Genomic DNA, 24,806 nt, shown 5'->3' with positions numbered 1-24,806 from the left:
ATAAGGCATGTCAAGTGCGCGAAAGCGGGAGCTTGGTGCCGGCGACGGCCCGTTCGGCCAAGACGGCGTGGCGGAAGCGGAACAGCTTGGCCGGCCGTCCGACGGTATCGGCGGCCATTGCGCCAGTCTCTTCAACGAGTTCCTGCTGCTCGATGAGCCGGCGGAAGTTCTGCTTGTGGACCAGCCGGCCTGCGAGTGCCTCAACACTGCGTTGCAGTTGCAGCAGGGTGAACTCGGCCGGCATCAATTCGAATACCACCGGACGGTATTTGATCTTGGCGCGCAGCCGCGCGATTCCGGTCGCGAGGATGCGGCGATGATCCGCCGACATCGGCTTGCCCGGCACGATCGGCGCCTCGCGGTCATGCGCGCGCCCGGCTTCCGGGATCAGCAACGCCTCGTAGAGCAGCTCGTAGCGCTGCAGCACGAGTTCTTCGTTCCAGTCGCGATCGTCGAGGCCGAAGGTGATCGCGCAGCGCTGCCAGCGCTCGCGCTGCAGTGTTGGTGATGGTGCTGCCTTCGCCCATGTCTTCAGCTTCGGCGCGATCATCTTCGCAAGGCAGACCGGCGTGCCGGCGCGATGATCCTCCCAGGGGAAATAGTCGTACCAGCCGGACCAATGTGCCTCAAAACCTTCGCCGACCTGGTCCTCGCGGGTCAGGCCGAGATAGCTGATCGAGACGCTGTGCGGCGTCCTGGCGTCGCCGGACCGGCCGCGGTCGGCAAAGGTGTAGAGCTGCTCGACATAGCCGAGCGGATGGCCAGTCTGCGCCTCGACCCAGGCGCGCAGCGCGGTCTGCAGCGAGCGATGGGTGAACTCGAACGGGCCGCTCGGCAGCGCGGAGCCGCCGGCGATGGTCATGATCCTCGGCGTGCCGTCGGTGACGGCGACCAGCACCGCGACGAGGTCGGCGGTCACAGCGTTGCCCGAAGCCGGTGCGCTGGTTTTCTTCTGCGGCGATCTGGCCACGCGCGTGTCCCGGGCTAGCAGTAGCCGTAGACGCCGCAGGCGTAGGGCAGGCGGTCCCAGTAGGTCACATAGGCGCCGCCGTAATAGGGGCCGTAATAATTGTAGGAGTGCCAGTTGCCGTAATAGCCGGGCAATGACGACGATCCAGGCAGCAGCGGTTCACCCTGCATGTACGGGATGTACGGCTCTGAGTTGAGCGGGATCACCTTGGGCTCGACGACCACGAGCTGGCGTCCGCGCCGCACATAGGTCGGTGACGTGATGGTGGTGCGGTAGGCGTATTGTCGGCGCGGCAGGCCCGCCGGCAGCTGGCGCGCGGCCTTGACGGTGGCGCGTTTGGTGACGACAGGGCCGTCGGCGGCGTCAGCAGGCGAAATCGCAAACAGCGCGATCGCGAGCGGCAATATCCAGCGCAGCATCAATGGTCTCCCGAATCATCCGGAGCCTATCACTGCCACTTTATGCCGGATTGAGCGTTAACGAGAGACCCGTCGGTATTAAGCGTTAACGAGACGGTCGGTTCGGGCAAGGTTGCCGGAGCGATGCGGGTGCACCGCTCCCGGAACCAACGTCGGGATCAGGCGCGCAGGGCCTGGTCGAGGTCCGCGATCAGGTCTTCCTTGTCCTCGATCCCGATCGACAGCCGCACCACCTCGGGCGCGGCGCCCGATTTCACCTTGGCGGCGTCGTCGAGCTGGCTGTGGGTGGTCGAGGCCGGGTGGATCACCAGCGAGCGGGTGTCGCCGACATTGGCGAGGTGAGAGAACAGCCTCAGGTTCGACACCAGATTGACGCCTGCGTCGTAGCCGCCCTTGAGGCTGAAGGTGAACACCGCGCCGGCGCCCTTCGGCGCGTATTTGCGCTGCAGGGCGTTGTACCTGTCGCCGGGCAGGCCGGCGTAGTTCACCGCCGACACGGCCGGGTGGGTGGAGAGGAATTCCGCCACCGCCTTGGCATTGTCGCAGTGCTTCTGCATGCGCAGCGGCAGCGTCTCGATGCCAGTCAGGATCATGAAGGCGTTGAACGGCGACAGCGCGGGGCCGAGGTCGCGCAGGCCGAGCACGCGGCAGGCGATTGCGAAGGCGAAATTGCCAAAGGTCTCCTGGATCCGGATGCCGTGATATTCCGGGCGCGGCTCGCTCAGCATCGGATATTTGTTGTCCTTCGACCAGTCGAAGGTGCCGGCGTCGACGATGATGCCGCCAAGCGAGTTGCCGTGACCGCCGAGAAACTTGGTCAGGGAGTGCACGACGATGTCGGCGCCATGGTCGATCGGCTTGATCAGATACGGCGAGGCCAGCGTGTTGTCGACGATCAGCGGCACGCCGGCCTTGCGCGCGACGGCCGCGATCGCCTCGATATCGGTGATGCTGCCGGCGGGGTTGGCGATCGACTCGATGAAGATCGCCTTGGTATGCGGCGTCACCGCCTGTTCGAAGCTTGCGACGTCGTCGGGATCGGCCCAGGCGACGTTCCAGCCGAACGCCTTGAAGGCGTGGGTGAACTGGTTGATCGAGCCGCCATAGAGTTTTCGCGCGGCGATGATTTCGTCGCCGGGCCGGAGCAGTTGTTGCAACACCACGAGCTGCGCGGCGTGGCCGGAGGCAACCGCGAGCGCTGCCGTGCCGCCCTCGAGCGCTGCGACGCGTTCCTCGAGCACCGCGTTGGTCGGGTTGCCGATGCGGGTATAGATGTTGCCGAAGGCCTGCAGGCCGAACAGCGACGCCGCATGGTCGGCGTCGTTGAAGACGAATGACGTGGTCTGGTAGATCGGCGTCGCCCGCGCGCCGGTGGTGGGATCAGGCTGCGCGCCGGCGTGCACGGCGAGGGTGGAAAATCCCGGAAGGCGATCGGTCATTCTTTGTGTCCTGTTGTGGCCTGGTCGAAACGCGCGGCATGCTGATGGCGGCGGCGTCCGCCGTCAAGCGAGTTGGGCACGCCGCCGGTTTTGGGAGGGGCATCCCGGGCTATACCGGATGATCGGAGCGATTATTCCGCTGCGATGTCAGGTCGTCTCGGTCTTGTTTTTTGCCGCGCGGTCGGATGCCGCAGTCTGGCCGCCGCCAAAACTCGTGCGGTTGAGCGACAGCCGCATGCCCTGAGTCGGGATCGGCGCGCGCTTGGAACTCAGCGTGCGCGAGTTGACGCCCATCCAGGAGATCTCCGACGACAGCCGGCCGTACTCGATCTTCGGGCAGCGGTTCATCACAACCTTGAGGCCTGCGGCCTCCGCCTTCTCGGCGGCGGCATCGTCGCGTGCGCCGAGCTGCATCCAGATCACCTTCGGCAGCGGCGACAATTTCAGCGCCTCCTCGACGACGGGCATGATGTGGCTCGAATTGCGGAAGATGTCGATCATGTCGATCGGGCGATCGATATCCGCGAGCGATGCGACGAACGGCTTGCCCATCAGCGCCTTGCCGACATGGCCGGGGTTGACCGGGATCATGTCGTAGCCGCGCTGCGCCAGATACTTGAACGCGAAATAGCTCGGCCGCACATTGACCGGCGAGGCACCGACCATCGCGATCGATTTCACGTTGTTCAGGATGCCGCGGATGTAGTTGTCGTCGTAGGCGTCGTGGTTCATCTGTCTTCCGGGTTTGTCATTCCGGGGCTCGCGAAGCGAGAACCCGGAATCTCGAGATTCCGGGTTCGATGCTGCGCATCGCCCCGGAATGACGACGCAAAAATTGCGCCGTTACTTATCCTGCCACTTCGGGTCGCGCTTTTCGATGAAGGCGCCGATGCCTTCCTCGGCGTCGCGCGCCATCATGTTTTCGGTCATCACCTCGGCGGCGAAGCGATAGGCCTCAGTGAGGCTCATCTCGGCCTGGCGATAGAACGCCTCCTTGCCAAGCTTGACGGTGTAGGCCGATTTCAGCGCGACCTTCTCGGCCAGCGCGATCGCGGCGTCGCGTTCGGTACCTGCCGGCACCACGCGGTTGACGAGGCCAATGCTCTGCGCCGTTGCCGCGGAGACCGGTTCACCGGTCAGCAACATCTCCATCGCCTGCTTGCGCGGCACGTTGCGCGACAGCGCCACCATCGGCGTCGAGCAGAACAGCCCGATGTCGACGCCTGGCGTGGCAAACGCCGCGGCCTCGGAGGCGACCGCGAGGTCGCAACTCGCGACGAGCTGGCAGCCCGCCGCGGTCGCGATGCCCTGGACGGACGCCACCACCGGCTTTGGCAGGTGCACGATCGCCTGCATCATCGCGCTGCAGGCATTCATGATCTCCGCGAAATAGGCGCGGCCGCGGTCGGCGTCGGTGCGGCGCGCGGTGAGCTCCTTGAGGTCGTGGCCCGCGCAGAAGGCCGGGCCGTTGGCGGCGAGCACGACCGCACGGATGCTCTTGTCAGCGCCGATATCGTTCAGCGCAGCGTGCAACTCGCCGATCAGGCCCTCGGAAAGGCTGTTGCGCGCCGCGACGCGGTTGAGCGTCAGTAGCGCGATACTGCCCACGGTCTTGCGCAGCAGGATCGGCTGGTGTTGCGGCGCTTCGGCGCGGGCGGCTTGGGCGGACATGGCAAAAATTCCACTTTGGTCTCTATGACAACTTAATGTAACAGGCAGGCTGAAGCGAGGGCAGGGACCGCATGGCGATTGCGAAAATGAGCGTAGCTGATCTGGAGGAGTTCCTGCGCAAGGAATTTCCGCAGGCGTTCACCCACGACGACATCCGGATCGAGAGCGCCGACGGCGAGACTGCCCTGCTGCGCCAGCGCTTCAGCGAGCGCATGCTGCGGCCGGGCGGCACGGTGTCCGGACCGACCCTGATGGGGCTGGCGGATTTCGCGATGTATGTGGTGCTGCTGTCGGCGATCGGGCCGATCGGCCTTGCTGTCACCACCAACCTCAACATCAACTTCCTGCGGAAGGGCCAGCCGGGGCAGGACGTGCTCGCGGTGGCCAAGCTGCTGAAGCTCGGCAAACGGCTTGCGGTCGGCGAGGTGAACCTGCTGTCCGGCACTTCACCCGATCCGATCGCCCATGTCACGGCGACCTATTCCATTCCAAATCAATAGTCTTTTCTGCGGTATTATTGCACCATATTTACAAGCGGTTGTTTTTGCTGATATAAATTGCGCGTATCGGCGTTGACGCGCGCCCGCGGCTTCTCTAGAAACCCACGCAGTTCGGCGCATTCGGCGCCGATTTCCTTTTCACGGATTTCACACATGAGCACGTTCTCGGCCAAGCCCGCCGAAGTGACGAAGAAGTGGGTTGTGATCGACGCCAAGGGTCTGGTCGTCGGTCGTCTCGCCACGCTCGTCGCGATGCGCCTGCGCGGCAAACACCTGCCCACCTACACCCCGCATGTCGATTGCGGCGACAACGTCATCATCGTCAACGCCGCGCATGTGGTGCTGACCGGTCGCAAGCGCGACCAGAAGGTCTACTACAAGCACACCGGCTTCATCGGTGGCATCAAGGAGCGCACCGCGAAGCAGATCCTCGAGGGTCGCTTCCCCGAGCGCGTCGTCGAGAAGGCGATCGAGCGCATGATCCCGCGCGGTCCGCTCGGCCGCATGCAGATGGGCAATCTGCGCGTCTATCCGGGTGCCGAGCATCCGCATGAGGCCCAGAGCCCCGAGAAGGTCGATATCGCTTCCCTGAATCGCAAGAACACGAGGGCCGCATAATGTCCGATACTTTGCAGTCCCTCGACCAGCTCTCGCAGGTCAAGCCGGCGGCTCCCGACGCGCCGAAGTACGTCAAGAAGATCGACAAGTTCAACCGCGCCTACGCCACCGGCAAGCGCAAGGACGCGGTCGCCCGCGTCTGGATCAAGCCGGGCGCCGGCAAGATCTCGGTCAACACCCGCGACATCGAAGTCTACTTCGCCCGCCCGGTGCTGCGCATGATGATCCAGCAGCCGCTGGTCGCTGCCGCCCGTAACGGCCAGTACGACGTGATCTGCACCGTCGCCGGTGGCGGTCTGTCCGGCCAGGCCGGTGCTGTCCGCCACGGTATCTCGAAGGCGCTGACCAACTTCGAGCCCGAGCTGCGCGGCGTCCTCAAGAAGGGCGGCTTCCTGACCCGCGATAGCCGCACGGTCGAGCGCAAGAAGTACGGCAAGGCCAAGGCCCGCAAGTCCTTCCAGTTCTCGAAGCGCTAATTCGAGTTCTCAAATGCGCGGCAATTGCCGTGTGCATCGAGTTGCAGAGGGCGCCGCGAGGCGCCCTTTTTGCTGCACCCAACAGCGCGTGCTTCGACGCGAATTAGCGCAGTTTTTCATGAAAACTTGCGTGTGCGTGCAAACGAAATTGGAACTCGGGCCTTCTAGCTTGCGGGCTCGCACTGGCGCTGCATCACCGTATTATTTGCGCCTGCGAACGTTGCATCACCGGGCTGGGGTGACACTATGTCGTTCGATCCATCGACGCTTTATCTGTTCGCCACCATGGTCGCGGGCATGCTCGGCGCCATGCTCTGGTTGTTCGGCAGGCAGGAGAACATTCCCGCGCTGAAATGGTGGGGCACCGCCTATCTGCTCGGTGCGGCCTCCGTCGCGCTGTGGACGGTCGGCAGCTCGACGCTCGATCCGATGGTCCTGCTGGGCCTCAATGCGATCGGCTTCGCCGCCTGCGGCATGGTCTGGAATGCTGCGCGTATCTTCCACGGCCGCAAGGCCAACCTGCTGGGCCTTGTGCTCGGTCCGCTCGCTTGGATCGGCACCGTGACGACCATGCAGGATCCGGCGATGCGCCTGACCATCGGCGCCGGGATCGTCGCGATCTACGCCGCGCTGACCGCCTCCGAACTATGGAGCGAGCGCCGCCGCGCGATGCAACGTCGCTGGATTGCGATCGCGATCCCGGTCGCACATGGCTGCGTCCTGATGCTGCCGATCCTGGTCGGCGACCTGCTGCGGCTGAACGGCCAGAACTTCATCAGCAGCTTCTGGGTCACGCTATTCTCGATCGAGCTCGTGCTGTACGCGATCGGCACGGTGTTCGTGATCTTCATGATGGTGTCTGACCGCGCGGTGGCCGTGCACAAGACCGCTGCGTCGGTCGATCCCTTGAGCGGCATGCTCAACCGCCGCGGATTTACCGAAGCCTGCGCGCGGGTGATCGAGCGGGAGGCCACGGCCGGCCGGCCGGTCACCGTGATGATCTTCGACCTTGATCACTTCAAGTCGATCAACGACCGGTTCGGCCATCCCGCGGGCGACGAGATCCTGAAACTGTTCTCCGCCGTGGTGGTCAACAGCCTCAGGATCAGCGATCTGTCGGGCCGGATCGGCGGCGAGGAGTTCGCGGCACTGCTGCCGTGCTCGCTGGAGGAGGGCGTCCTGGTCGCCGAGCGCGTGCGCGAAGCCTTCGAGAACAGCAACATCAGCTGCGAGGAAGGTTCGGTCGATACCACGGTCAGCATCGGCGTGGCCGGTGGACCTGCCGGGACCGAGCTCGAGGTGCTGCTGGCCTCGGCCGACACGGCGCTCTACCAGGCCAAGCGCAGCGGCCGCAACCGTGTCGAGGCGGCGGAGGAATTGCCGCTGTCGCTGGAGAATTGGCGGCGCAAGACCGCGGGCCTGCCGGCATCGGCGCGGCAAAAGCCCACGCCCGCCCGCGCGTGAGTGCGCGGTAACGACTGGTTAGCCATTCGATCCCATGCTTTCGGGCATGGAATCGATCCGAACACGCAACCCCCATTCAGCCCTGATGTCGCTCGAAGCCGACGCGGCTTCGGCGCGCAGGGGCTTCGCTTGCCTGTTCTCGGACTCCGGTGAATACGAGACCGCGCTGATCGCCGAACGCCGCGCGCAGGGACGATACCAGCCACCGAGGAGCCGCTGGCCGATCGTGATGCTTCTCGGCGCGATGCTGATGGTCGTCGGCACGGTGCTGCTGTTCAACTGAACCGCCGCGTGATTGCCGGATCGGGCGCCCAACGCGGGCGCCTTTTGCTTTTGGGCGGGCTGGGCTAGAGACGGGCCTCAAGGGAAACCAACAAGGGAGGCCAGAGCTCGATGATCACGGAAATCGCACAGATCGACGTCAAGCCCGGTAGCGAGAAGGATTTCGAGGCGGCGGTGGCCAAGGCGCGCCCGCTGTTCCTGCGTGCCAAGGGCGGCAAGGGGTTCGAACTGCACCGTTCGATCGAGAAGCCGTCGCGCTATCGCCTCGTGGCCAAATGGGAGACGCTGGAGAACCACACCGTCGATTTCCGCGGCTCCGAGGATTTCACCGCCTGGCGCGCGCTGGTCGGTCCCTATTTTGCCGCCGCGCCCGAGGTCGAGCACACCGAGACCGTCTTGACCACCTAAGGAGGATTTACGCTGCCTGCGCCGGCGCTTGATCCTCCGCCTTGAAGTGGTCGATCATCACCTTGGCAATCGCCATCAGCGGCAGCGCCAGCGCGAGCCCCCAGATGCCGAACACGACGCCGAGCAGGATCTGGAACGCGAACAGTGTTGCCGGCGGGATATCGAGCGCCTGGCGCTGGATGATCGGCGTCAGCACGTAGCTTTCCAGCGCGTGCACGCCGAGGAACAGGATGAAGGCCGACAGCGCCGCGATCCACCCGCTCGCCAGGCTCGCCAGCACCACGATCAGCCCGCCCAGGATCGCGCCGACCGTCGGGATGAAGGCGAGCAGGCCGGCCTGGATGCCGAGGATGAACGAGCTCGGAATGCCGATGATGGCGAGCCCGATCCAGGTGACGAGGAACACCGCGGTCATGGTGATGATCTGCGCGATCAGCCAGCGTTCCAGCGTCTCGCCGATGCGGTCGACGATGACGGTCGCCTGCGCGCGGTATTTGGCCGGTGCAATGAACAGCAATCCGGCGCGGTAAATGCTCGGCTGGGCCGCGAAGGCGAGGCCGAGGAACAGCACGATGAAGAAGTTGCCGACGACGCCCACAGTGCCGAGCAGCACCTTCAGCGTCTGACTGATGATGGCGCCGCCACTGGAGGCCAGCGCGCCGGCGCCGGGGATGCCGTGCGACTGCGACGACGTTGTGGGCGTCGATGTCGTCGTCGTCACGGCGGAGCCTTCGCCTTTCGCCTCGCCGGCGGCGTTGGTGAAGTCGAGATAGCTGGTATCGACGCCGCGCTGCTCGAGGAACTCCTTGACGTTGCCGAGCTGCGATTTGATCGTGTTGCTCAGCACCGTGGCCTGCTGTGCGATCGTGGTGCCGCCGAGGAACACGATGCCGGACAATAGCCCAGCCATCGCCAGGCAGACGATCGCAAGCCGCAACGCGTGAGGCAGCCCGGTCAGCCGGCCGAGCAGGGTGGCCATGGCATTGAGGGCGACCCCGAGCAGCATGCCCGCGAACAGCAGGAACAGGGTCGCGGCGAACTGCCAGGCGAACGTCAGCAGGGCGGCGAACAGCACTATGCCGATGCCGCCGACGGCGATCGCCCATGCCATGTCATTGCGGGCCTGCAGGCGATTGTCAGCCGGGTCAGTCACGGGTGATTCCCCCTTCGCGACGGTGTTCAGTGCAGTCTTTGGCGAAAATCCCGCCGGGATCAAGCTGGGCGGACCGTGCCGGTTTGCCGCTGACACGCCGTGGTCCGGGGGCGCCCGTTGGGCGCCAAGCCGGATTGGGACCCCCGAGGGCTGCGAATCTGTGCAGGATCGCAAGCCCCCCTGTGCAGATATAGACAGTTGATCCGGCGGGAACTCGAAGGCATGATCGTCTCCGCAAAGTCGCAAACTTAGAAGAATCATTGCGCGAGACTTCAATAATGAGACGGCCCGTGGTCGGCGTGATCGGAAACGCCCATCGCATCGAAAATCGTTTCACAGTCCAGATGGTCGGAGAGCGCAACCTTCGCGCGGTTGCCGAGGTGTCGGGCGCCGTGCCCTTGATGTTCGCTGGCAGCCCCGAAATCACCGAGGTCGCCGCCTTGCTCGACGTGGTCGACGGCGTGGTGCTGACCGGGGCCCGCGCCAACGTTCATCCGACCCGCTTCAACACCGAACCTTGCGCGGCTCACGAGCCCTACGACATCCACCGCGACGACGTCGCGCTGGCGCTGTCGGAGGCCTGCGTCGCGCGCGGCGTGCCGATCTTCGGCATCTGCCGCGGCCTGCAGGAGATGAACGTCGCCTTCGGCGGCTCGCTGCATCCGGAGATTCGCGAGATCCCGGGCCGCATGAACCACCGGATGCCGCGGCTGGAGAATGGCGAGATCCATCCCGATCCGACCGTGGTGTTCGCCGACCGTCACGACGTCGCGCTGACGCCGGGTGGCGCCTTCGCAAGGATCCTCGGCTGCGAGTCCATTCGGGTCAATTCGCTGCACGGCCAGGGAATCCTTAAGCCCGGCGAGCGCGTCGTGATCGAGGGCATCGCCGAGGACGGCACCATCGAGGCGATCCGCATCGCCGATGCGCCCGGCTTTGCGCTCGGCGTGCAATGGCACGCCGAATACGATCCGCAGCGCAACCCGATCAACCGCGCGCTGTTCGAGGCCTTCGGCGACGCCCTGCGCGAGCGGCGCCGGGCGGCGTAGCTGGCCCGCTCACCGCACAGCTTGGGTAGCAATATCGTCAGCCGCAAACGTTTCAAGCGAGCCTAGACCAGATGAAACCCGCTGCTTGTGTCGGGCACCGGCGGGTAGGGCGTGCCGGCCGGCAGGCCGAGATAGAGATATTCGAGGCCGTAGGTCGCCGCGAAGCTGGACGCATTGGCGTCGAGGACGATGTTGCCTGCGGTGCCGAAATGCAGCTCGGGGCGGCTCAGGCCGTCGGTCGAGAAGGCCGGCGCGTCATTGATGGAAAGGCCGGTAAAGCTCGCATTCAGATGCGAGAGGTCGGCGGCATTGCCGGCGAGATCGGAGATCGCAGCGCCGTTCGCGTTGAGGCCCGTCACCCCAAGCGTCGCGGTGGGATTGTCGGTCCCCGAGACGAGATAGTCGAAGGCGAGCTTGGTTGGATCGTGCAGCGCCGCGGTCGCTGCCGCATCAAAGATCGCGTTCGCGCCGTTGTTGAGCGTGAGCGCCGGCGTGCCGCCGGACACCGTGACGGCTTCGTTGAAAGCCAGCGTCAAGATGACGGACGCGCCGGCCGTCTCGATGCCGATCGCCGGCGCCGCGCTGACCCCGCAGGCCTCCGGCGCAGTGGTGTCGATTTGCAGGATGCCGCCGGGATTGGTCACCGCACCGACGAGGCTCGCATGATGGCCGTAGCTGTCCGTCAGCGACGCGCCGTGCAGCAGGAAACCTGATACCGCGAGATCTGCCGCGTTGTCGCCGGCGGCGACCGTGAAGCTGAAGGTCAGGGCATCGCTCCCACTGCCGCCCGTAAACGTCGCGACACCGCCGTCGTTGAGCAGCAAGGTCGGCGCGCCATGGGTGGTGTCCACGGTGACGGCGTCGCTGATGTTTAGCGTGAAGGTGACGGCGTGGCCGGCGTTGAGGTCGCCATTGCCATTCGAGATGCCGGCGCCGCTCGTCGCAACCGACAGCACCGACGGCAGCAGGAAGATCGCGGTGCCGCCAAAGCCGTCGCCGCCGACACCAAAGGTCTGACCGGCGAAATTGTCGTTCGGATCGAGCTGGAAGTCGAAGGTCTTGTTGTGTTCGGTGAGCTCGAGCAAATCGCCGGGTAGCAGCGTGACCGCGGCATTGCTGCCGATGCTGACACCATAGAAATCGATGGTGTCGCCGATTGCAAAGCCGCTGATGATGTTGGCCGGCGGCGTGTGCGCGTCGATCTCGAGTGTGCCGCCGGCGCCCTGGAACACGACCGGTGTGCCGCCGGTCACGCCGCCGCTCGCGATTTCGACCAGCCCGCCCGCGATCGTCACGCCATCGGCCGAGCCTCCGGAATCGACGGTGAGCGTGCTGCCGGCATCGACGATGATGCCGTGGATCGCGCCGCCGTTGTCGATCTCGGCATTGCCGCCATCAGGCGCAACGGCGGTTGCGGTACCCGCGACGTCGAGCGTGCCGCCCGCCTGCACCACAAGGTTGCCGGCGGTATGGCCGGCTGCGACGAAATAGATTTCGCCGTCGAACACGAAATTGTCCGGCGTCGACGGACTCCACCCGAGCGTCTGCATCTGGATGAAATCGGTCTGGGTGAAGCCGTTGATGACACCCGAATTGCTTTCATTGTTGAAGGCATCGTCGCCGAACGGGCCCGGACCCCCGCCGGAGCCGAAGCCGGAATCCCAGTCGCCGAGATCGCCCTTGGCGACATGGTTGTTCCAGCTTGCGAGGCTGGTCGCGCCATTGTCGATCGAGAAATAGCCGGTGGAGTGGACGGCGCCGGGCGCAAGCTCGCGGACGCCGGGCGCCGAGAAGCGGAACAGGTCGGGGACGCCCCAACCATTGGAATAGTGCTCGCCATTGACGCCGAGCAGCGAGTCGCGGCCCATCACCTCGGTGATCTCGTGCTCGATCGAGCCGACCAGATAGTATTGATTGCTTCCCGGCGTGGCGGTCGGTCCGTACGACCAGTTTGTCGTGGCGTCGAAGCCGACCCAGCCGTCATTGGCCGGATCGTTGGCGCCGATTAGACCGAGCGCCTTGGCTTCCGCGCGCCCGATATCGAACGTTCCACCGCCGGTCGGATCCGATGTGGGCAAGGTCGCGAAGGCCGCGAGTTGGGCGCTGGAGGTGCCGTCCGCGATCAAGGCATCCCTGATCGTGGCGTAGTCATAGGCCGGCGCCTTTGCCTCCTCGCTTTCACCAAGGAAACCGGACGAGATTGCCGAGCCGCCGACCTCGCCCCAGCCGACATTGATGTTGAGGCTGACGTTGTTGGTGAAGGCGGTGTCGAGCAGGTTGACGACATAGGCGACCGCGGTCTTGAAGCCTGACGGCGCAGATGCGACGCTCGGGTCGTAGATGACGTTGATCTGCACCGATGCCTCCCGGGAGACTGCGAGCGACTTTGCGGAGCGCCGGCGGCTCGTGCGCGCCTGCGGCCGCGCGAAGATGCCCCGAATCGCAACCGCTGGCTTGGACTCCCCGGCGCTGGAGGTGGTTCAACCGGCATCGGCGGGTGCCGGCGCGGGTCTTCCCCGTACTTATACGGATACGAAAATGGCGGATTGCAGGGCCGGACTCGGCTAAGCAAGAAGGCGCAAGCCACCCGATATTGCCCCGGCGCCGACGATCCTTTCCGATATTATTTTGCTTTTCCATTTTCCGGTGCAGCTGCTCACGATGAGTTGGTCGGGATGAATTTGTCGGGCCGACTGGCGGCCGGGATGATGCTTCCCGTCGTCACACTCCTGCTGGCGCTGGGTTCATCCATGGCATCACCTGGCCGGGCATTCTGCTCGCTTGTGGTGTGGTTTCGGTGGTGTTGATGACGGCTGAGATGATTGCGAGGTCGCAGTCCAGAACGCCCGCCCAATTGGTGCGGGCGGCGGAGGCGCTGTCGCGCGGCGAGCAGCTCTCGATACGCCCGAGTGGCGACGACGAGGCCGCTCAGCTCGCTGCGACGCTTGCCGAACTGTCCGCGCAATTGGGCAGCCGGCAGCATCTGCTGGAGAAGACCGTCGAGAGCATCCGCGATCCGGTGGTGGTCGCCGACGAGCATGCGATGATCGTGATCGTCAACGCCGCGGCGCGGCGGCTGTACCGTGTCGAACCCGGTTTTGACACCCTGACCGGGGTTCGCACCTTCCAGAACTATTATGCCGACGGCACGACCGTGATGCCGGTCGCAGAGACGCCGATGGCGCGTGCGCTGCGCGGCGAGGATATCGACGATTGCGAACTGATCGTCAAACCGCTGCGGCCGGAACCGGCTGTCTGCCTTGTCGCCAACGCCAGGCCGCTGCGCGACGATGCCGACAATTTGCGCGGCGCGGTCATCGTGCTGCGCGATGTCACCGCGGAGCGTCAGGCGCATCGGGCGCTGGTGGAGAGCGAGCAGATGGCGCAGGCCATCGTCAGGACGGCGCTCGACGCCTTCGTCCAGACCGACCAGGACGGCATCGTGCTCGACTGGAGCCCGCAGTCCGAGGCGCTGACCGGCTGGACGCGCTCCGAGGCGGTCGGCCGGCGCGTGGTCGAATTGGTGTTTCCGGAAGAGCTGCGGGTTGCACACCGGCAGCGGATCACCCGCTTCCTGCAGGAGACCGCGACCGGCGGCATGGGCATGCGCTATGAAACCGCATCCGTGCACCGCGACGGCCACCGGTTCTATGTCGAGGTGTCGCTCAATGCGCTGCGCCGTGGCGATGGCTGGATCATCAATTCCTTTGTCAGGGACGTCACCCAGCGGCGGCGCGCCGAAGAGCAATTGATCCAGGCGCAGAAGACGGAATCGCTCGGGCGGTTGACCGGCGGCATTGCGCACGACTTCAACAACATGCTGACCGTGATCACCGGCACGATCGAGATCCTCGCCGACGGCGTCAGGGATAACCCGCAGCTCGCCGCGATCGCCAAGCTGATCAGCGACGCCGCCGATCGCGGCGCGCAACTCACCTCGAGCCTGCTGGCATTCGCGCGCAAGCAGCCGTTGCAGCCCGCCGAGACCAACGTCAACGACCTGATCGGCGAAGTGGTCCAGCTGCTATCGCAGACGCTGGGCTCGCAGACCGAGATCAGGACAGAGCTCGGCCGCGACGCCTGGTTCGCCTTCGTCGACCGCAGCCAGCTCGGCGCGGCGCTAGTCAATCTCGCCATCAATGCGCGCGATGCGATGCCTGAGGGCGGAACGCTGACCTTTGCGACCCGCAACATGCAGCTCGGGATTCCCGATGCCGTGGCGCACGGCGTCGAGCGCGCCGGCGATCATCTGGTGATCGAGGTGAGCGATACCGGTACCGGAATTTCGCCGTCGTATCTGGAGAAGATCTTCGATCCGTTCTTCTCCACCAAGGAGGTCGGGCAGGGCACCGGGCTCGGGCTCAGCATGGTGTTCGGTTTCGTCAAGCAGAGCGGCGGCGGGATCGAGGTCAAGAGCGAGCAGGGGCGCGGCACCATCTTCAGGATCTATCTGCCCAAGGCGGACGGCACCGCGCAGCGCGCGGTCGAGGAGGAAGAGCTGCCGGTCAGGGGCGGCAACGAGACCATTCTGTGCGTCGAGGATGACCCCACGATCCGTGACTACGTCACGGGCCAGCTCGAAAGCCTCGGCTACAGCGTGCTGATTGCGGCTAACGCAGATGCCGCGCTCGAGATCGTCAGCCGCGGCACCGCGTTCGATCTTTTGTTCACCGATATCGTGATGCCCGGCAGCATGAACGGCCGGCAATTGGCGGAGACGCTGATGGCCGGGCGACCGGCGCTGCGGGTGCTGTTCACGTCGGGCTACAGCGATGGCGCGCTGCCGGCGCAACAGGGCCGTGGCGGCCACGGCATTCCGCTGCTGACCAAGCCCTACCGGCGCAGCGAGCTGGCGCGGATGCTGCGGCGCTGCCTTGATCTTCAGGTCGATTTTCAGGGCGATCCGGTTCCGCAGCCTTACTCCGTGCAGCCCGATCTCGAACGCTTCCTGCGCGAGAACCCGCCTGAGAAGAATTAGTCCGCAGCGCGGACTGATCACTTTCGCAAGCCCCGACACGATGGATATCGCGGAGCTTATCATCGGGCCGCTCGTTGCGCGGACCCGTTGGCTCAACCCATCCTGCGCGCTACGCTGCTCGACACAGGCTAGGCGCAGGAGAACAGTGCGGTGCAGGATCACAGCAAGATCGCGATCTTCGACGGCCACAATGATGCGGCTCAGCACCTGGCTGAATACCGGGAAGGCGGGCGGGATTTTCTCGTGCGCTCCGAGGATGGTCATCTCGATCTGCCGCGTGCCCGGGAAGGCGGCATGGTCGGTGGCCTGTTTGCGATGTACGCCAAGGCAGAACATCCGCGCCAAGGCGATTTCACCCGAACCGCCGACGGGTACGAGGTGCGCCTTGCGGAGCCGCTCGATGCTGCCTATACGCGCCGTACCATCGATGCCCAGCTGAGCGCACTCGAGACCATGGTGGCCCGCGCCGGCGGAAAAATCCGGTGCGCGACGACCGTGGATGAAATCGAGGCGGCACGCAGGGACGCAGCGTTTTCAATTGTGCTGCACCTCGAGGGCGCCGAAGCGATCGACGCCGATCTGGACGGGCTGGCGCAGCTTTATTCCCGCGACCTGCGTTCGCTTGGCCTGGTCTGGAGCCGGCCCAACATCTTCGGCCATGGCGAGCCGTTCGCCTATCCGCGCTCGCCGGATACCGGCCCCGGTCTGACTGACGCGGGGAAGGCGCTGGTGAAGGCCTGCAACGAGCTCGGCATCATGCTCGATGCAGCTCATCTCAACGAGCGTGGGTTCTGGGATCTCGCAGCGGTCAGCACCGCGCCCATCGTGGCCACCCACGCCTGCGCGCATGCGGTCTGCCCGGCCACGCGCAACCTGACCGACAAGCAGCTCGACGCCGTCAGAGCATCGGGCGGCGTTGTCGGCTTCAATTTCAGTGTGTCCGAGGTGCGCCCGGACGGGCACCGCGATCCGGACATCCCGATCGATACCGTCGTCGACCACCTCAGCTATCTGGTCGAACGGATGGGTGACGACCACGTTGCGCTGGGATCCGATTTCGACGGTGCGCTCATGCCCCTTCCGCTCCGGGATGCAAGCCACCTCCCGAAGCTGATCCATGCGCTGCGGGCGCACGGCTACGATGACGCAACACTGCACAAGCTCGCATTCGACAATTGGATGCGGGTGTTCCGTCAAAGCTGGCGGTGAAAACTGCTGCACACTGTCGGTCGATCGTGATCTATTATAGCTGCACAACAATGGCGCGGCCGGTCAACGGCCCGATTCAGGGAGCATGGAATGCAGGACCGCAAATGGTCGAGACGCGACTGGCTCAAGGTGACGGCGGCGACGGCTACGGGCATGGCGTTCGCCGAACCGTTGCGGGCGGCGCCGCCGCCGGCTGAGGCCGTGACGTCGGAGTTGATCGCAGCCGCCAAGAAGGAAGGCAAGATCTCGTTCTACAGCGCGCTCGAACTGAACACGGCAGAGCGTCTCGCGCGCGACTTCGAGCAGAAATATCCCGGCATCAGCGTCCGTGTCGAGCGTTCCGGCGCGGAGCGCATCTTCCAGCGCATCGCGCAGGAGCAGGGCAGCGGCATCCATGCCGTCGACGTTGCCAACTCGACCGACCCCGCGCATTACCTCGACTGGAAGAAGAACGATTGGCTCGCGGCTTACCTGCCGGAAGACGTCGCCAGGCATTTCCCGGCCGATCAGATCGATCCCGACGGCACCTCGGCGACGTCCTGCGCCTGGTTCGAGGTGATTGGCTACAACACCGAGCAGGTGAAGCGCGAGGAGGCGCCGAAGAGCTACGCCGATCTGCTCGACCCAAAATGGCGCGGCAAGATCGTCAAGGGACACCCGGGTTACTCCGGCGCGATCATGACCGCGACCTTCGTGCTGGCGCGCGATCTCGGCTGGCCGTATCTGGAGAGGCTTTCGCAGCAGCGGGTGATGCAGGTGCAGTCGGCGGCCGATCCACCGAAGAAGATCCTGCTCGGTGAGCGCGCGGTCATGGCCGACGGCAACGACTACAACCTCGTGCTGGCCAAGGATCAGGGCAAGCCGGTCGAGGTGGTCTACCCGACTGAGGGCGCGCCGCTGATCATCGTGCCGAGCGGCATCTTCAAGAGCGCGCCGAACCCGAACGCGGCACGGCTGTTCCAGAGCTATTTCTTCAACGCCGAAACCCAGCAGATGCTGGCGGACGAATTCGCGCACCGTTCGTTCCACGCCAAGGTGAAGGAAAAGGCTGGCCACGTGCCGCTCGACAAGCTGAAGATGCTCAAGGCCGATCCGGCCCAGGTGCAGGCGCAGAGCGAGGAGATCAAGGCGCGCTACGCGAAGCTGTTTCGGGTGTGACAGCCGGTCCTCGCCTCCCATCCTGCGAGCGAGGTCAACGACGAGGAGCATTGGACAATGGCGATCGGAGCTTTGCGGACCGCGGATGTATGCTTTGATGGCCTGCCCGGCTATGCGTTCGCGCCCAACTATCGTGACGATCTTCCCGGCTATGCCGGTTTGCGCATGCACTATCTCGACGAGGGACGGGGCAATGCCCGTGTTGCGCTGTGCCTTCATGGCCAGCCGACCTGGAGCTACCTTTATCGCAAGATGATTCCCGGCCTCGTCGCCTCCGGCTATCGGGTGATCGCGCCCGATATGTTCGGGTTCGGTCGCTCCGACAAGCCTGTCGAGGAGTCCGTGTACACCTTCGACTTCCATCGCGAGAGCCTGATCGCCCTGATCCGTGCGCTCGATCTCGGCCGCATCACGCTGGTTTGCCAGGACTGGGGCGGCTTGCTCGGTCTTACCATCCCGATGGACATGGCCGATCGTTTCGAAGCGCTGCTGATCATGAATACCATGCTCGCGACCGGTGACCGGCCGCTGACGAAGGGCTTCATGGATTGGCGCGCGTGGAGCAACGCGAATCCCGACATGGCCGTCGGCAAGCTGATGGCGCGCGCCTGCCCGCAGCTCTCACCCGCGGAGGCCGCGGCCTATGACGCACCTTTCCCTGATGCCAGCTACAAATCCGGTGTGCGCCGCTTCCCGAATCTCGTGCCGGACCAGCCCGATGCCGGCGGCGCGGCCATCTCGCGCAAGGCGCGCGAATGGTGGCGAAGCGAATACAGTGGCAAGACCGCGATGGTGATCGGCATGACCGACCCGGTGCTCGGGCCGGTCGTGATGGCGGAGATGCGGCAAACGGTCCGCAATTGCCCCGAGCCGGTCACGCTCACCGCAGCTGGACACTTCGTGCAGGAATGGGGTGAGGATGTCCTGAAGGGCGCGCTGCCGCTGCTGTCCTGACCGCGGAGGATAGGCAGAGACGGGTAAGGGCAGCCGCGCTGCAAAGCTTGAACTGATCGGTAATCTCAGGCCGCACGCATCACCCGCTGTGCGCGATATGCCTGGGGCGACAGCAGCGTCAGCTTGCGGAAGGCCTTGCGAAAGCTGCTCTCGTCCTCGTAGCCGGTGGCGCGGGCGATGGCCTTGATTGGTTGCGCCGTCGTCTCCAGCAGCGTTCGGGCGTGCTCGACGCGGCGGCGCATGATGAAGGCCTGCGGCGGCTCGTGGGTCAGTTCGCGGAAGCGACGGTTCAGCGTCCGCTCGCTCAACCCCAGCGCCTGCGCAAGGCTGCGTACCGTGATCGATGCCTTGCCGGTGCAGCGCACCAGCATGTCCGCCTTCATCAGCAGTGGATCCTGGGCGAGCATGTAGCCGAGCGGCATGAAGATCGCCTGCGTGCGCTGTGCGGTGTCGATCACCGCATAGTCGGCGCAGACCTTTGCGACCTCCGGGCCCTCGACGAGCTCGATCAGCCGCAGCAATAGATCGACCCACGACATCGGCCCGGCGGCACAGACCAGGCGATCCGCCTGTGTGAGCACGGCATCGCTCGCGAGATCGATCCTGGGATGGCGGCGGCGGAGTTCACTTTGCAGCCACCAGGTGATGGTGGCGCGGCGGCCATCGAGCAGGCCGGCATTGGCGAGCAGCAGCACGCCGCTGCAGAAGGCGCCGATCAAGCGACCGCTCGCATGTTGCTGGCGCAGCCAGGCGCCGGCCCGGTCATATTGCGGTTGCAGGTGCTCGGCGGTGAGATGATCGACCAGGCTGCCCGGCACGATGATCGCGTCGAATGCCGTGCGCTTGCTGACCGCGCCGTCGACGGCGAGCAACTTGCCGCCGCCGGCACGCACCGCCTTGCCGTCGAGCGAGAGCGTCTGCCAGGTGAACCGTGCCTTGCCGCCGCGCAGCTGCATCACATGGTTACCGAGCGTGAGGATGTCGGCGATGCCGGCGACCGCCGATTGCATGCAGCCTTCCAGCGCGAGGATCGCGAGCTTCATGGGACCTCCGAAATTTGCCGTCATCCTACCCGATTGGCGCAGGCAGGCCGTGGCAGATATTGCCCGATCTCTGTCCGATCGGCCACTGCCTGAGTGCGGTGTCCAGGTCCATCTTCGTTGCGTTGTCACAACCTCAGCAATGGAGAGAGACCATGCCTTACGTCACCATTTCCACCGTCCGCGGCATCTTCGATGTCGCGCAGAAGCAGGCGCTGCTGCAGCGCGTTACCGATCTCATGGTCGAGGTCGAGGGGCAGGGTAACCCGGACTTCCGCCGCAACGTCTGGGTCAAGATCGAGGAGGGCGAGCCGGCGAGCTGGTCGCTCGGCGGCATGATCCCGACGCCCGACATGATCGCGGGCAATTCCGGGGCGCTCGACGCCGGCGGACGGCGGGTCGCGAAGGCGAAAGTTTAAGCGAAGAAGGGGCGTCTTCGCGGCATCGTCATTGCGAGCGAAGCGAAGCAATCCATCTCTCCGTGTGCGCGGATGTGTGGATTGCTTCGTCGCTTCACTCCTCGCAATGACGGAGAGATACGGCACCAAAACAAAAGGCGATTCCGGTGGAGGCGCCTTTTGCACGCGCCACGATCTGCGCTAGACGGTAGCTAAGGCCGGCGCACCTCGAAGTAGGTCTTGCCGCCACGTTCAAAGCCCGCTTCCTCATAGAAGCGGAGGGTGGTCTCCCGCTTCGAGCCCGTCGCCAACAGAACCTTGTAGCAGTCGGCCTGCCAGGCAACATCGAGCGCGTGCGCAAGAACACGTCGGCCGAGCCCCTGCCGGCGGTAGTCGGCGTGGGTGACGACATTCTCGATCACGGCATATGATCTGCCACCTCGCGACAGGTTGGGCACGATCGCGAGCGTGCACGAGGAGACAAGCAGCTCCGCTGCTTGCGCCACGACCACGGTCATGAAGCTGGATGCAAGCAAATTCGACCAGACCCGCTCGGCAGCGACTGTCTCCAGCTCAGGATCGTGCGGATGAAGGTGTCGGTAAAGCTCCAACAGCTCGGGCAGTTCGTGCGCTGCCGCAGATCGGACGATCGCTTCGGTCATGGACTGATTCCAGGGATCACGGCTTCGCAACCCATCGCGCCGGTGCAAGCCTTGAGATGATGGGTTTCGCGGAGTTTATCATCGGGCCGCGCGTTGCGCGGACCCGTTGGCTCTACCCATCCTACGCATCGTTCAACCAAAAACAAAAGGCGCTTCCGGTGGAAGCGCCTTTTGCATTCGTGAGGTGCCGTAAAGCTTACAGCGAATAGTACATCTCGAACTCGACCGGGTGCGGGGTCATTTCGAAACGGGCGACCTCGGTCATCTTCAGCTCGATATAGGCGTCGATGAAGTCGTCGTCGAACACGCTGCCGTTCTTGAGGAACGCGCGATCTTTGTCGAGGCTCTCGAGCGCCTCGCGCAGCGAACCGCACACGGTCGGGATCTGCTTCAGCTCTTCCTTCGGCAGATCGTAGAGGTCCTTGTCCATCGCCGGACCCGGATCGATCTTGTTCTTGATGCCGTCGAGGCCGGCCATCAGCATCGCGGCGAAGCCGAGATAGGGATTGGCCATCGGATCGGGGAAACGCACCTCGACGCGCTTGGCCTTCGGGTTCGCCGTATAGGGGATGCGGCAGGACGCCGAACGGTTGCGCGCGGAGTAGGCGAGCAGCACCGGCGCCTCATAGCCCGGGACCAGACGCTTGTAGGAGTTGGTCGACGGGTTGGTGAAGGCGTTGATCGCCTTGGCGTGCTTGATGATGCCGCCGATGTAGTGCAGGCAGGTTTCCGACAGATCGGCATACTTGTTGCCGGCGAAGGTCGGCTTGCCGTCCTTCCAGATCGACTGATGGACGTGCATGCCCGAGCCGTTGTCGCCATAAACCGGCTTCGGCATGAAGGTGGCGGTCTTGCCGTAGATGTGCGCGACCTGGTGGATGCAGTACTTGTAGATCTGCATATGGTCGGCCATCAGGGTCAGCGTGTCGAACTTCATGCCGAGCTCGTGCTGGGCCGACGCCACCTCGTGGTGGTGCTTCTCGACCTTGACGCCCATCTTGGCCATCGCGCCGAGCATCTCGGAGCGCATGTCCTGCACCGAGTCCTGCGGCGGGACCGGGAAGTAGCCGGCCTTGGTGCGGATGCGGTGGCCGAGGTTGCCGCCTTCATACTCGGTCGCCGAGTTGATCGGCAGCTCGGAGGAATCGAGGCGGAAGCCGGTGTTGTAGGGGTCGGCCGAATAGCGTACGTCGTCGAACACGAAGAACTCGGCCTCGGGGCCGACGAACACGGTGTCGCCCACGCCCATCGACTTCACCATGGCCTCGGCCTTCTTGGCGATGCCGCGGGGGTCGCGGTTGTAGGGCTCGCCGGTGGTCGGCTCGAGCACGTCGCAGGTGATGACCATGGTGGTCTCGGCGAAGAACGGGTCGATCGTCGCGGTGACCGGGTCGGGCATCAGGCACATGTCGGATTCGTTGATCGCCTTCCAGCCGGCGATCGACGATCCGTCGAACATCGTTCCCTCGGCGAAGATGTCATCGTCGATCATGCTGACGTCGAAGGTGACGTGCTGCCACTTGCCGCGCGGATCGGTGAAGCGCAGGTCGACGTATTTGACGTCGTTGTCCTTGATCGATTTCAGGACGTCTTTGGCGGTCTTCATGAATACCCCTTATGGATGTGCGGGTGGTTTCCAGCGGAGAGCGACGTTATTCCCGCTTTTGGCGAGTTCGTGTGACTGCTGAAACGAAATGAGGCTGCCGAAGCAGCCTTTTTTCTCTTTTGCCGTCAGAAAATCCGGATAGCACCGCCCTTAAATAGCGTCCAGCCCGGATTCGCCGGTCCGGATGCGGATGGCTTCCTCGATATTGGAGACGAAGATCTTGCCGTCGCCGATCCGCCCGGTCTGGGCTGCGCGGCGGATCGCGTCGATCGCCTTCTCGACCAGATCGTCGCCGATCACGATCTCGATCTTCACCTTGGGCAGGAAGTCGACGATGTATTCCGCACCGCGATAGAGCTCGGCGTGGCCCTTCTGGCGGCCAAATCCCTTGGCCTCGGTCACGGTGATGCCTTGCAGTCCGACTTCCTGGAGCGCTTCCTTCACCTCGTCGAGCTTGAAGGGCTTGATGATGGCTTCAATCTTCTTCACTGAGCGCCTCCCGGGCATTGCAGATTGCAGGGTCGATTTCGATGCGCGTGGGGCGCAGTCTGGTTGGTCTTAAGCCTTCCGGCGGGTGGCCGGAAACACGCGCAATGGTCGCATCGGGCGGCATTGTGCGCGGCTTCCTCAAAAGCAGGGTCTATGCCAAGTTGTTCAGGCCCCCGATTTCGGAATGTTATCAGCCTTTTAACAGGCAGTCGGCTGATATCGAACTACACGGGCTATGATATCCAAGCCCAACAAATAGGCAAATAGATCAATCCGTATGCAGTCGGCCCGTAGAAACCCCGCGAACGTCACAGGAATTGCCTCTCGAAAAGGCGAAGCGATTGAGGATTCGGCATGGACGTTCTGACCACCACCGAGATGGAGCGCGCCGATCGGCTGACCATCGCAGCCGGCACGCCGGGCTTTGCGCTGATGATGAGCGCCGGCCAGGCCGTCGCCGAAGCCGCGATGGACCTGGTCGAGGAGGGGCCGATCGTCGTGGTCGCCGGCCGCGGCAACAATGGCGGCGACGGCTTTGTCGCCGCCGCCGAGCTCGCCGCGCGCGGTCGCGAGGTGTCGGTGATCCTGCTTTGCGAGCGCGACAGTCTGCAGGGCGACGCGGTGCTGGCGGCGAAGGGCTGGAAATATCCCGTGCTGCCGTTCAACCCGCAGGCGATCGGCAAGCCGGCGCTGATCATCGACGCGCTGTTCGGCGCCGGGCTCAATCGCTCGGTCAAGGGCGACCCGCTGGAGATGATCGCGGCCATCAACGCCAACGGTACGCCGGTGCTGGCGATCGACCTGCCGAGCGGTATCAACGGCACATCGGGCGCTGTCATGGGCGCGGCCGTGCAGGCCACCGAGACCGTCACCTTCTTCCGCAAGAAGCCGGCGCATCTGTTGCTGCCGGGCCGGATGTATTGCGGCCGGGTGCGCGTCGCCGACATCGGCATCGATCCGCAGGTGCTCGACGAGATCAAGCCGCTGACCGCGGAGAACGTGCCGCAGGCCTGGCGCTGGTCGTTTCCGGTGCCCCGGATCGATGGCCACAAATACGCAAGGGGCCACGCAGTCGTGGTCTCCGGCGACATCGCTTCGACCGGAGCGGCGCGGCTCGCCGCGCGTGCGGCGCTGCGCGCCGGCGCCGGCCTCGTGACGCTGGCCTCGCCGCGCGATGCTCTTGCCGTCAACGCGGCGGCGCTGACCGCGGTGATGGTGCGCGCGGTCGATAACCCGATCCAGTTCGCCGAACTGCTCGACGACAAGCGCCTCAATGCCTGCGTGATCGGGCCCGGCGCCGGGGTCAGCGCGCGCACCCGCGACTTCGTTCACACTACGCTGTCAGCGCGGCGACACCTGGTGCTCGACGCCGACGCGCTGACCAGCTTTGCCGGTTCGCCGGACCGGCTGTTCGAGGCGATCAAGTCCTTCGATGGACAGCAGGTGGTGCTCACTCCGCATGAGGGCGAGTTCCCGCGCCTGTTCAGCGATATCTCCAACAAGCATCCCGGCCGCTCCAAGCTCGAACGCGTCCGCGCGGCGGCCGAGCGCTCCGGCGCCGTGGTGCTGCTGAAGGGCGCAGATACGGTGATCGCATCTCCGGACGGCCGCGCCACCATCGCCGGCAACGCGCCGCCCTGGCTTGCCACCGCTGGCGCCGGCGACGTGCTGGCAGGCATCATCGCGGGCTTCCTGGCGCAGGGTGTCGCGGCATTCGAGGCCGCCAGCATCGGTGTGTGGTTGCACGGCGAAAGCGCCAGCGAGGCGGGGCCCGGCCTGATCGCCGAGGATCTGACCGAGGTGCTGCCGGCCGTGTTCCGCCGCCTCTATGACGAGTTCGGGATTGAGTATTAAGCGGCTCAC

Annotated in this window: 25 protein-coding genes; 13 read left to right on the top strand and 12 right to left on the bottom strand. The window is 64.8% G+C overall.

The window, feature by feature from the left end; genetic code table 11:
* Nucleotides 1-10: 10 nt before the first annotated feature.
* The 5 genes from ACE103_RS23050 to ACE103_RS23030 form a co-directional block, all read right to left on the bottom strand.
* Nucleotides 11-970 (bottom strand): hypothetical protein, encoded by a 960-nt coding sequence (locus tag ACE103_RS23050; RefSeq protein WP_223967630.1) that lies wholly within the window; start codon nucleotides 968-970, stop codon nucleotides 11-13.
* Between the two features lie 14 nt (nucleotides 971-984).
* The gene (locus tag ACE103_RS23045) at nucleotides 985-1,389 is read right to left on the bottom strand and encodes a hypothetical protein (RefSeq protein WP_223967631.1); all 405 of its coding nucleotides are present in this window, start codon (nucleotides 1,387-1,389) and stop codon (nucleotides 985-987) included.
* Nucleotides 1,390-1,547: 158 nt separating this feature from the next.
* Nucleotides 1,548-2,828 (bottom strand): O-acetylhomoserine aminocarboxypropyltransferase, encoded by a 1,281-nt coding sequence (locus ACE103_RS23040; RefSeq protein ID WP_375775010.1) that lies wholly within the window; start codon nucleotides 2,826-2,828, stop codon nucleotides 1,548-1,550.
* Between the two features lie 147 nt (nucleotides 2,829-2,975).
* The gene (locus ACE103_RS23035) at nucleotides 2,976-3,560 is read right to left on the bottom strand and encodes a CoA-binding protein (protein ID WP_375775009.1); all 585 of its coding nucleotides are present in this window, start codon (nucleotides 3,558-3,560) and stop codon (nucleotides 2,976-2,978) included.
* Between the two features lie 111 nt (nucleotides 3,561-3,671).
* The gene (locus ACE103_RS23030; RefSeq protein ID WP_375775008.1) at nucleotides 3,672-4,499 is read right to left on the bottom strand and encodes an enoyl-CoA hydratase; all 828 of its coding nucleotides are present in this window, start codon (nucleotides 4,497-4,499) and stop codon (nucleotides 3,672-3,674) included.
* Nucleotides 4,500-4,570: 71 nt separating this feature from the next.
* On the opposite strand from ACE103_RS23030, the gene ACE103_RS23025 reads away from it, so the two are divergent.
* Nucleotides 4,571-4,999: a PaaI family thioesterase gene (locus tag ACE103_RS23025; RefSeq protein ID WP_097673498.1), complete on the top strand. Its 429-nt coding sequence runs from the start codon at nucleotides 4,571-4,573 to the stop codon at nucleotides 4,997-4,999.
* Nucleotides 5,000-5,013: 14 nt separating this feature from the next.
* Here the strand turns inward: ACE103_RS23025 and ACE103_RS23020 are convergent, their stop codons facing one another.
* On the bottom strand, nucleotides 5,014-5,154 hold the full coding sequence (locus ACE103_RS23020; protein WP_375775007.1) for a hypothetical protein: 141 nt from the start codon (nucleotides 5,152-5,154) through the stop codon (nucleotides 5,014-5,016).
* Between ACE103_RS23020 and rplM the strand changes: the two genes are divergently transcribed.
* The 5 genes from rplM to ACE103_RS22995 all read left to right on the top strand — a co-directional run bounded on the left by rplM (nucleotide 5,153) and on the right by ACE103_RS22995 (nucleotide 8,247).
* Nucleotides 5,153-5,617, top strand: a complete 465-nt coding sequence (gene rplM / locus ACE103_RS23015; RefSeq protein WP_050405657.1) for a 50S ribosomal protein L13 — start codon at nucleotides 5,153-5,155, stop codon at nucleotides 5,615-5,617. The genes ACE103_RS23020 and rplM overlap by 2 nt on opposite strands.
* Nucleotides 5,617-6,093, top strand: a complete 477-nt coding sequence (gene rpsI / locus ACE103_RS23010; RefSeq protein WP_223967634.1) for a 30S ribosomal protein S9 — start codon at nucleotides 5,617-5,619, stop codon at nucleotides 6,091-6,093. The genes rplM and rpsI overlap by 1 nt, the downstream gene beginning before the upstream one ends.
* A gap of 246 nt (nucleotides 6,094-6,339) precedes the next feature.
* Nucleotides 6,340-7,557, top strand: a complete 1,218-nt coding sequence (locus ACE103_RS23005) for a GGDEF domain-containing protein (protein ID WP_223967635.1) — start codon at nucleotides 6,340-6,342, stop codon at nucleotides 7,555-7,557.
* Between the two features lie 46 nt (nucleotides 7,558-7,603).
* Nucleotides 7,604-7,840 (top strand): hypothetical protein, encoded by a 237-nt coding sequence (locus tag ACE103_RS23000; protein ID WP_223967636.1) that lies wholly within the window; start codon nucleotides 7,604-7,606, stop codon nucleotides 7,838-7,840.
* A 110-nt stretch (nucleotides 7,841-7,950) separates the two neighbouring features.
* Nucleotides 7,951-8,247 carry an antibiotic biosynthesis monooxygenase gene (locus ACE103_RS22995; protein ID WP_076857811.1) on the top strand — a complete coding sequence of 99 codons (297 nt, stop codon included), beginning with the start codon at nucleotides 7,951-7,953 and terminating at the stop codon, nucleotides 8,245-8,247.
* 7 nt (nucleotides 8,248-8,254) lie between these two features.
* Here the strand turns inward: ACE103_RS22995 and ACE103_RS22990 are convergent, their stop codons facing one another.
* Entirely contained in the window at nucleotides 8,255-9,400 is a 1,146-nt protein-coding gene (locus ACE103_RS22990; protein ID WP_375775006.1) for an AI-2E family transporter, read from the bottom strand.
* Between the two features lie 278 nt (nucleotides 9,401-9,678).
* Here ACE103_RS22990 and ACE103_RS22985 point away from each other — a divergent pair, with 278 nt between their 5' ends.
* Nucleotides 9,679-10,449, top strand: coding sequence for a gamma-glutamyl-gamma-aminobutyrate hydrolase family protein (locus tag ACE103_RS22985; RefSeq protein ID WP_375775005.1), 771 nt, complete (start codon nucleotides 9,679-9,681; stop codon nucleotides 10,447-10,449).
* Nucleotides 10,450-10,511: 62 nt separating this feature from the next.
* Here ACE103_RS22985 and ACE103_RS22980 read toward each other — a convergent pair whose 3' ends face one another.
* Nucleotides 10,512-12,806 (bottom strand): NF038122 family metalloprotease, encoded by a 2,295-nt coding sequence (locus tag ACE103_RS22980; RefSeq protein ID WP_375775004.1) that lies wholly within the window; start codon nucleotides 12,804-12,806, stop codon nucleotides 10,512-10,514.
* A 449-nt stretch (nucleotides 12,807-13,255) separates the two neighbouring features.
* On the opposite strand from ACE103_RS22980, the gene ACE103_RS22975 reads away from it, so the two are divergent.
* The 4 genes from ACE103_RS22975 to ACE103_RS22960 all read left to right on the top strand — a co-directional run bounded on the left by ACE103_RS22975 (nucleotide 13,256) and on the right by ACE103_RS22960 (nucleotide 18,748).
* Nucleotides 13,256-15,427 (top strand): PAS domain S-box protein, encoded by a 2,172-nt coding sequence (locus ACE103_RS22975; RefSeq protein WP_375775003.1) that lies wholly within the window; start codon nucleotides 13,256-13,258, stop codon nucleotides 15,425-15,427.
* A gap of 150 nt (nucleotides 15,428-15,577) precedes the next feature.
* Nucleotides 15,578-16,636 (top strand): dipeptidase, encoded by a 1,059-nt coding sequence (locus ACE103_RS22970; RefSeq protein WP_375775002.1) that lies wholly within the window; start codon nucleotides 15,578-15,580, stop codon nucleotides 16,634-16,636.
* Between the two features lie 90 nt (nucleotides 16,637-16,726).
* Nucleotides 16,727-17,794 carry an ABC transporter substrate-binding protein gene (locus ACE103_RS22965; RefSeq protein WP_375775001.1) on the top strand — a complete coding sequence of 356 codons (1,068 nt, stop codon included), beginning with the start codon at nucleotides 16,727-16,729 and terminating at the stop codon, nucleotides 17,792-17,794.
* A 57-nt stretch (nucleotides 17,795-17,851) separates the two neighbouring features.
* A complete protein-coding gene (locus ACE103_RS22960) occupies nucleotides 17,852-18,748 on the top strand; it encodes a haloalkane dehalogenase (RefSeq protein ID WP_375775000.1) in 897 nt (298 codons plus the stop codon).
* Between the two features lie 65 nt (nucleotides 18,749-18,813).
* Here ACE103_RS22960 and ACE103_RS22955 read toward each other — a convergent pair whose 3' ends face one another.
* On the bottom strand, nucleotides 18,814-19,791 hold the full coding sequence (locus ACE103_RS22955; RefSeq protein ID WP_375774999.1) for a GlxA family transcriptional regulator: 978 nt from the start codon (nucleotides 19,789-19,791) through the stop codon (nucleotides 18,814-18,816).
* 152 nt (nucleotides 19,792-19,943) lie between these two features.
* Between ACE103_RS22955 and ACE103_RS22950 the strand changes: the two genes are divergently transcribed.
* Nucleotides 19,944-20,207, top strand: a complete 264-nt coding sequence (locus ACE103_RS22950) for a 4-oxalocrotonate tautomerase family protein (protein ID WP_375774998.1) — start codon at nucleotides 19,944-19,946, stop codon at nucleotides 20,205-20,207.
* A 191-nt stretch (nucleotides 20,208-20,398) separates the two neighbouring features.
* On the opposite strand, the gene ACE103_RS22945 is transcribed toward ACE103_RS22950, so the two are convergent.
* The 3 genes from ACE103_RS22945 to ACE103_RS22935 all read right to left on the bottom strand — a co-directional run bounded on the left by ACE103_RS22945 (nucleotide 20,399) and on the right by ACE103_RS22935 (nucleotide 22,943).
* Nucleotides 20,399-20,848: a GNAT family N-acetyltransferase gene (locus ACE103_RS22945; RefSeq protein ID WP_375774997.1), complete on the bottom strand. Its 450-nt coding sequence runs from the start codon at nucleotides 20,846-20,848 to the stop codon at nucleotides 20,399-20,401.
* A 196-nt stretch (nucleotides 20,849-21,044) separates the two neighbouring features.
* Nucleotides 21,045-22,454, bottom strand: coding sequence for a type I glutamate--ammonia ligase (glnA, locus tag ACE103_RS22940; protein WP_223967647.1), 1,410 nt, complete (start codon nucleotides 22,452-22,454; stop codon nucleotides 21,045-21,047).
* Nucleotides 22,455-22,604: 150 nt separating this feature from the next.
* Nucleotides 22,605-22,943, bottom strand: coding sequence for a P-II family nitrogen regulator (locus ACE103_RS22935; RefSeq protein WP_011441447.1), 339 nt, complete (start codon nucleotides 22,941-22,943; stop codon nucleotides 22,605-22,607).
* A gap of 354 nt (nucleotides 22,944-23,297) precedes the next feature.
* Here ACE103_RS22935 and ACE103_RS22930 point away from each other — a divergent pair, with 354 nt between their 5' ends.
* Nucleotides 23,298-24,797, top strand: a complete 1,500-nt coding sequence (locus tag ACE103_RS22930) for an NAD(P)H-hydrate dehydratase (RefSeq protein WP_375774996.1) — start codon at nucleotides 23,298-23,300, stop codon at nucleotides 24,795-24,797.
* Nucleotides 24,798-24,806: the final 9 nt, after the last annotated feature.

The organism is Bradyrhizobium sp. ma5 (genome assembly GCF_042258955.1).
GTDB lineage: Bacteria > Pseudomonadota > Alphaproteobacteria > Rhizobiales > Xanthobacteraceae > Bradyrhizobium.
The sequence above is the reverse complement of the archived record's forward strand: the minus strand, read 5'-3'. Positions and strand labels throughout refer to the sequence as shown.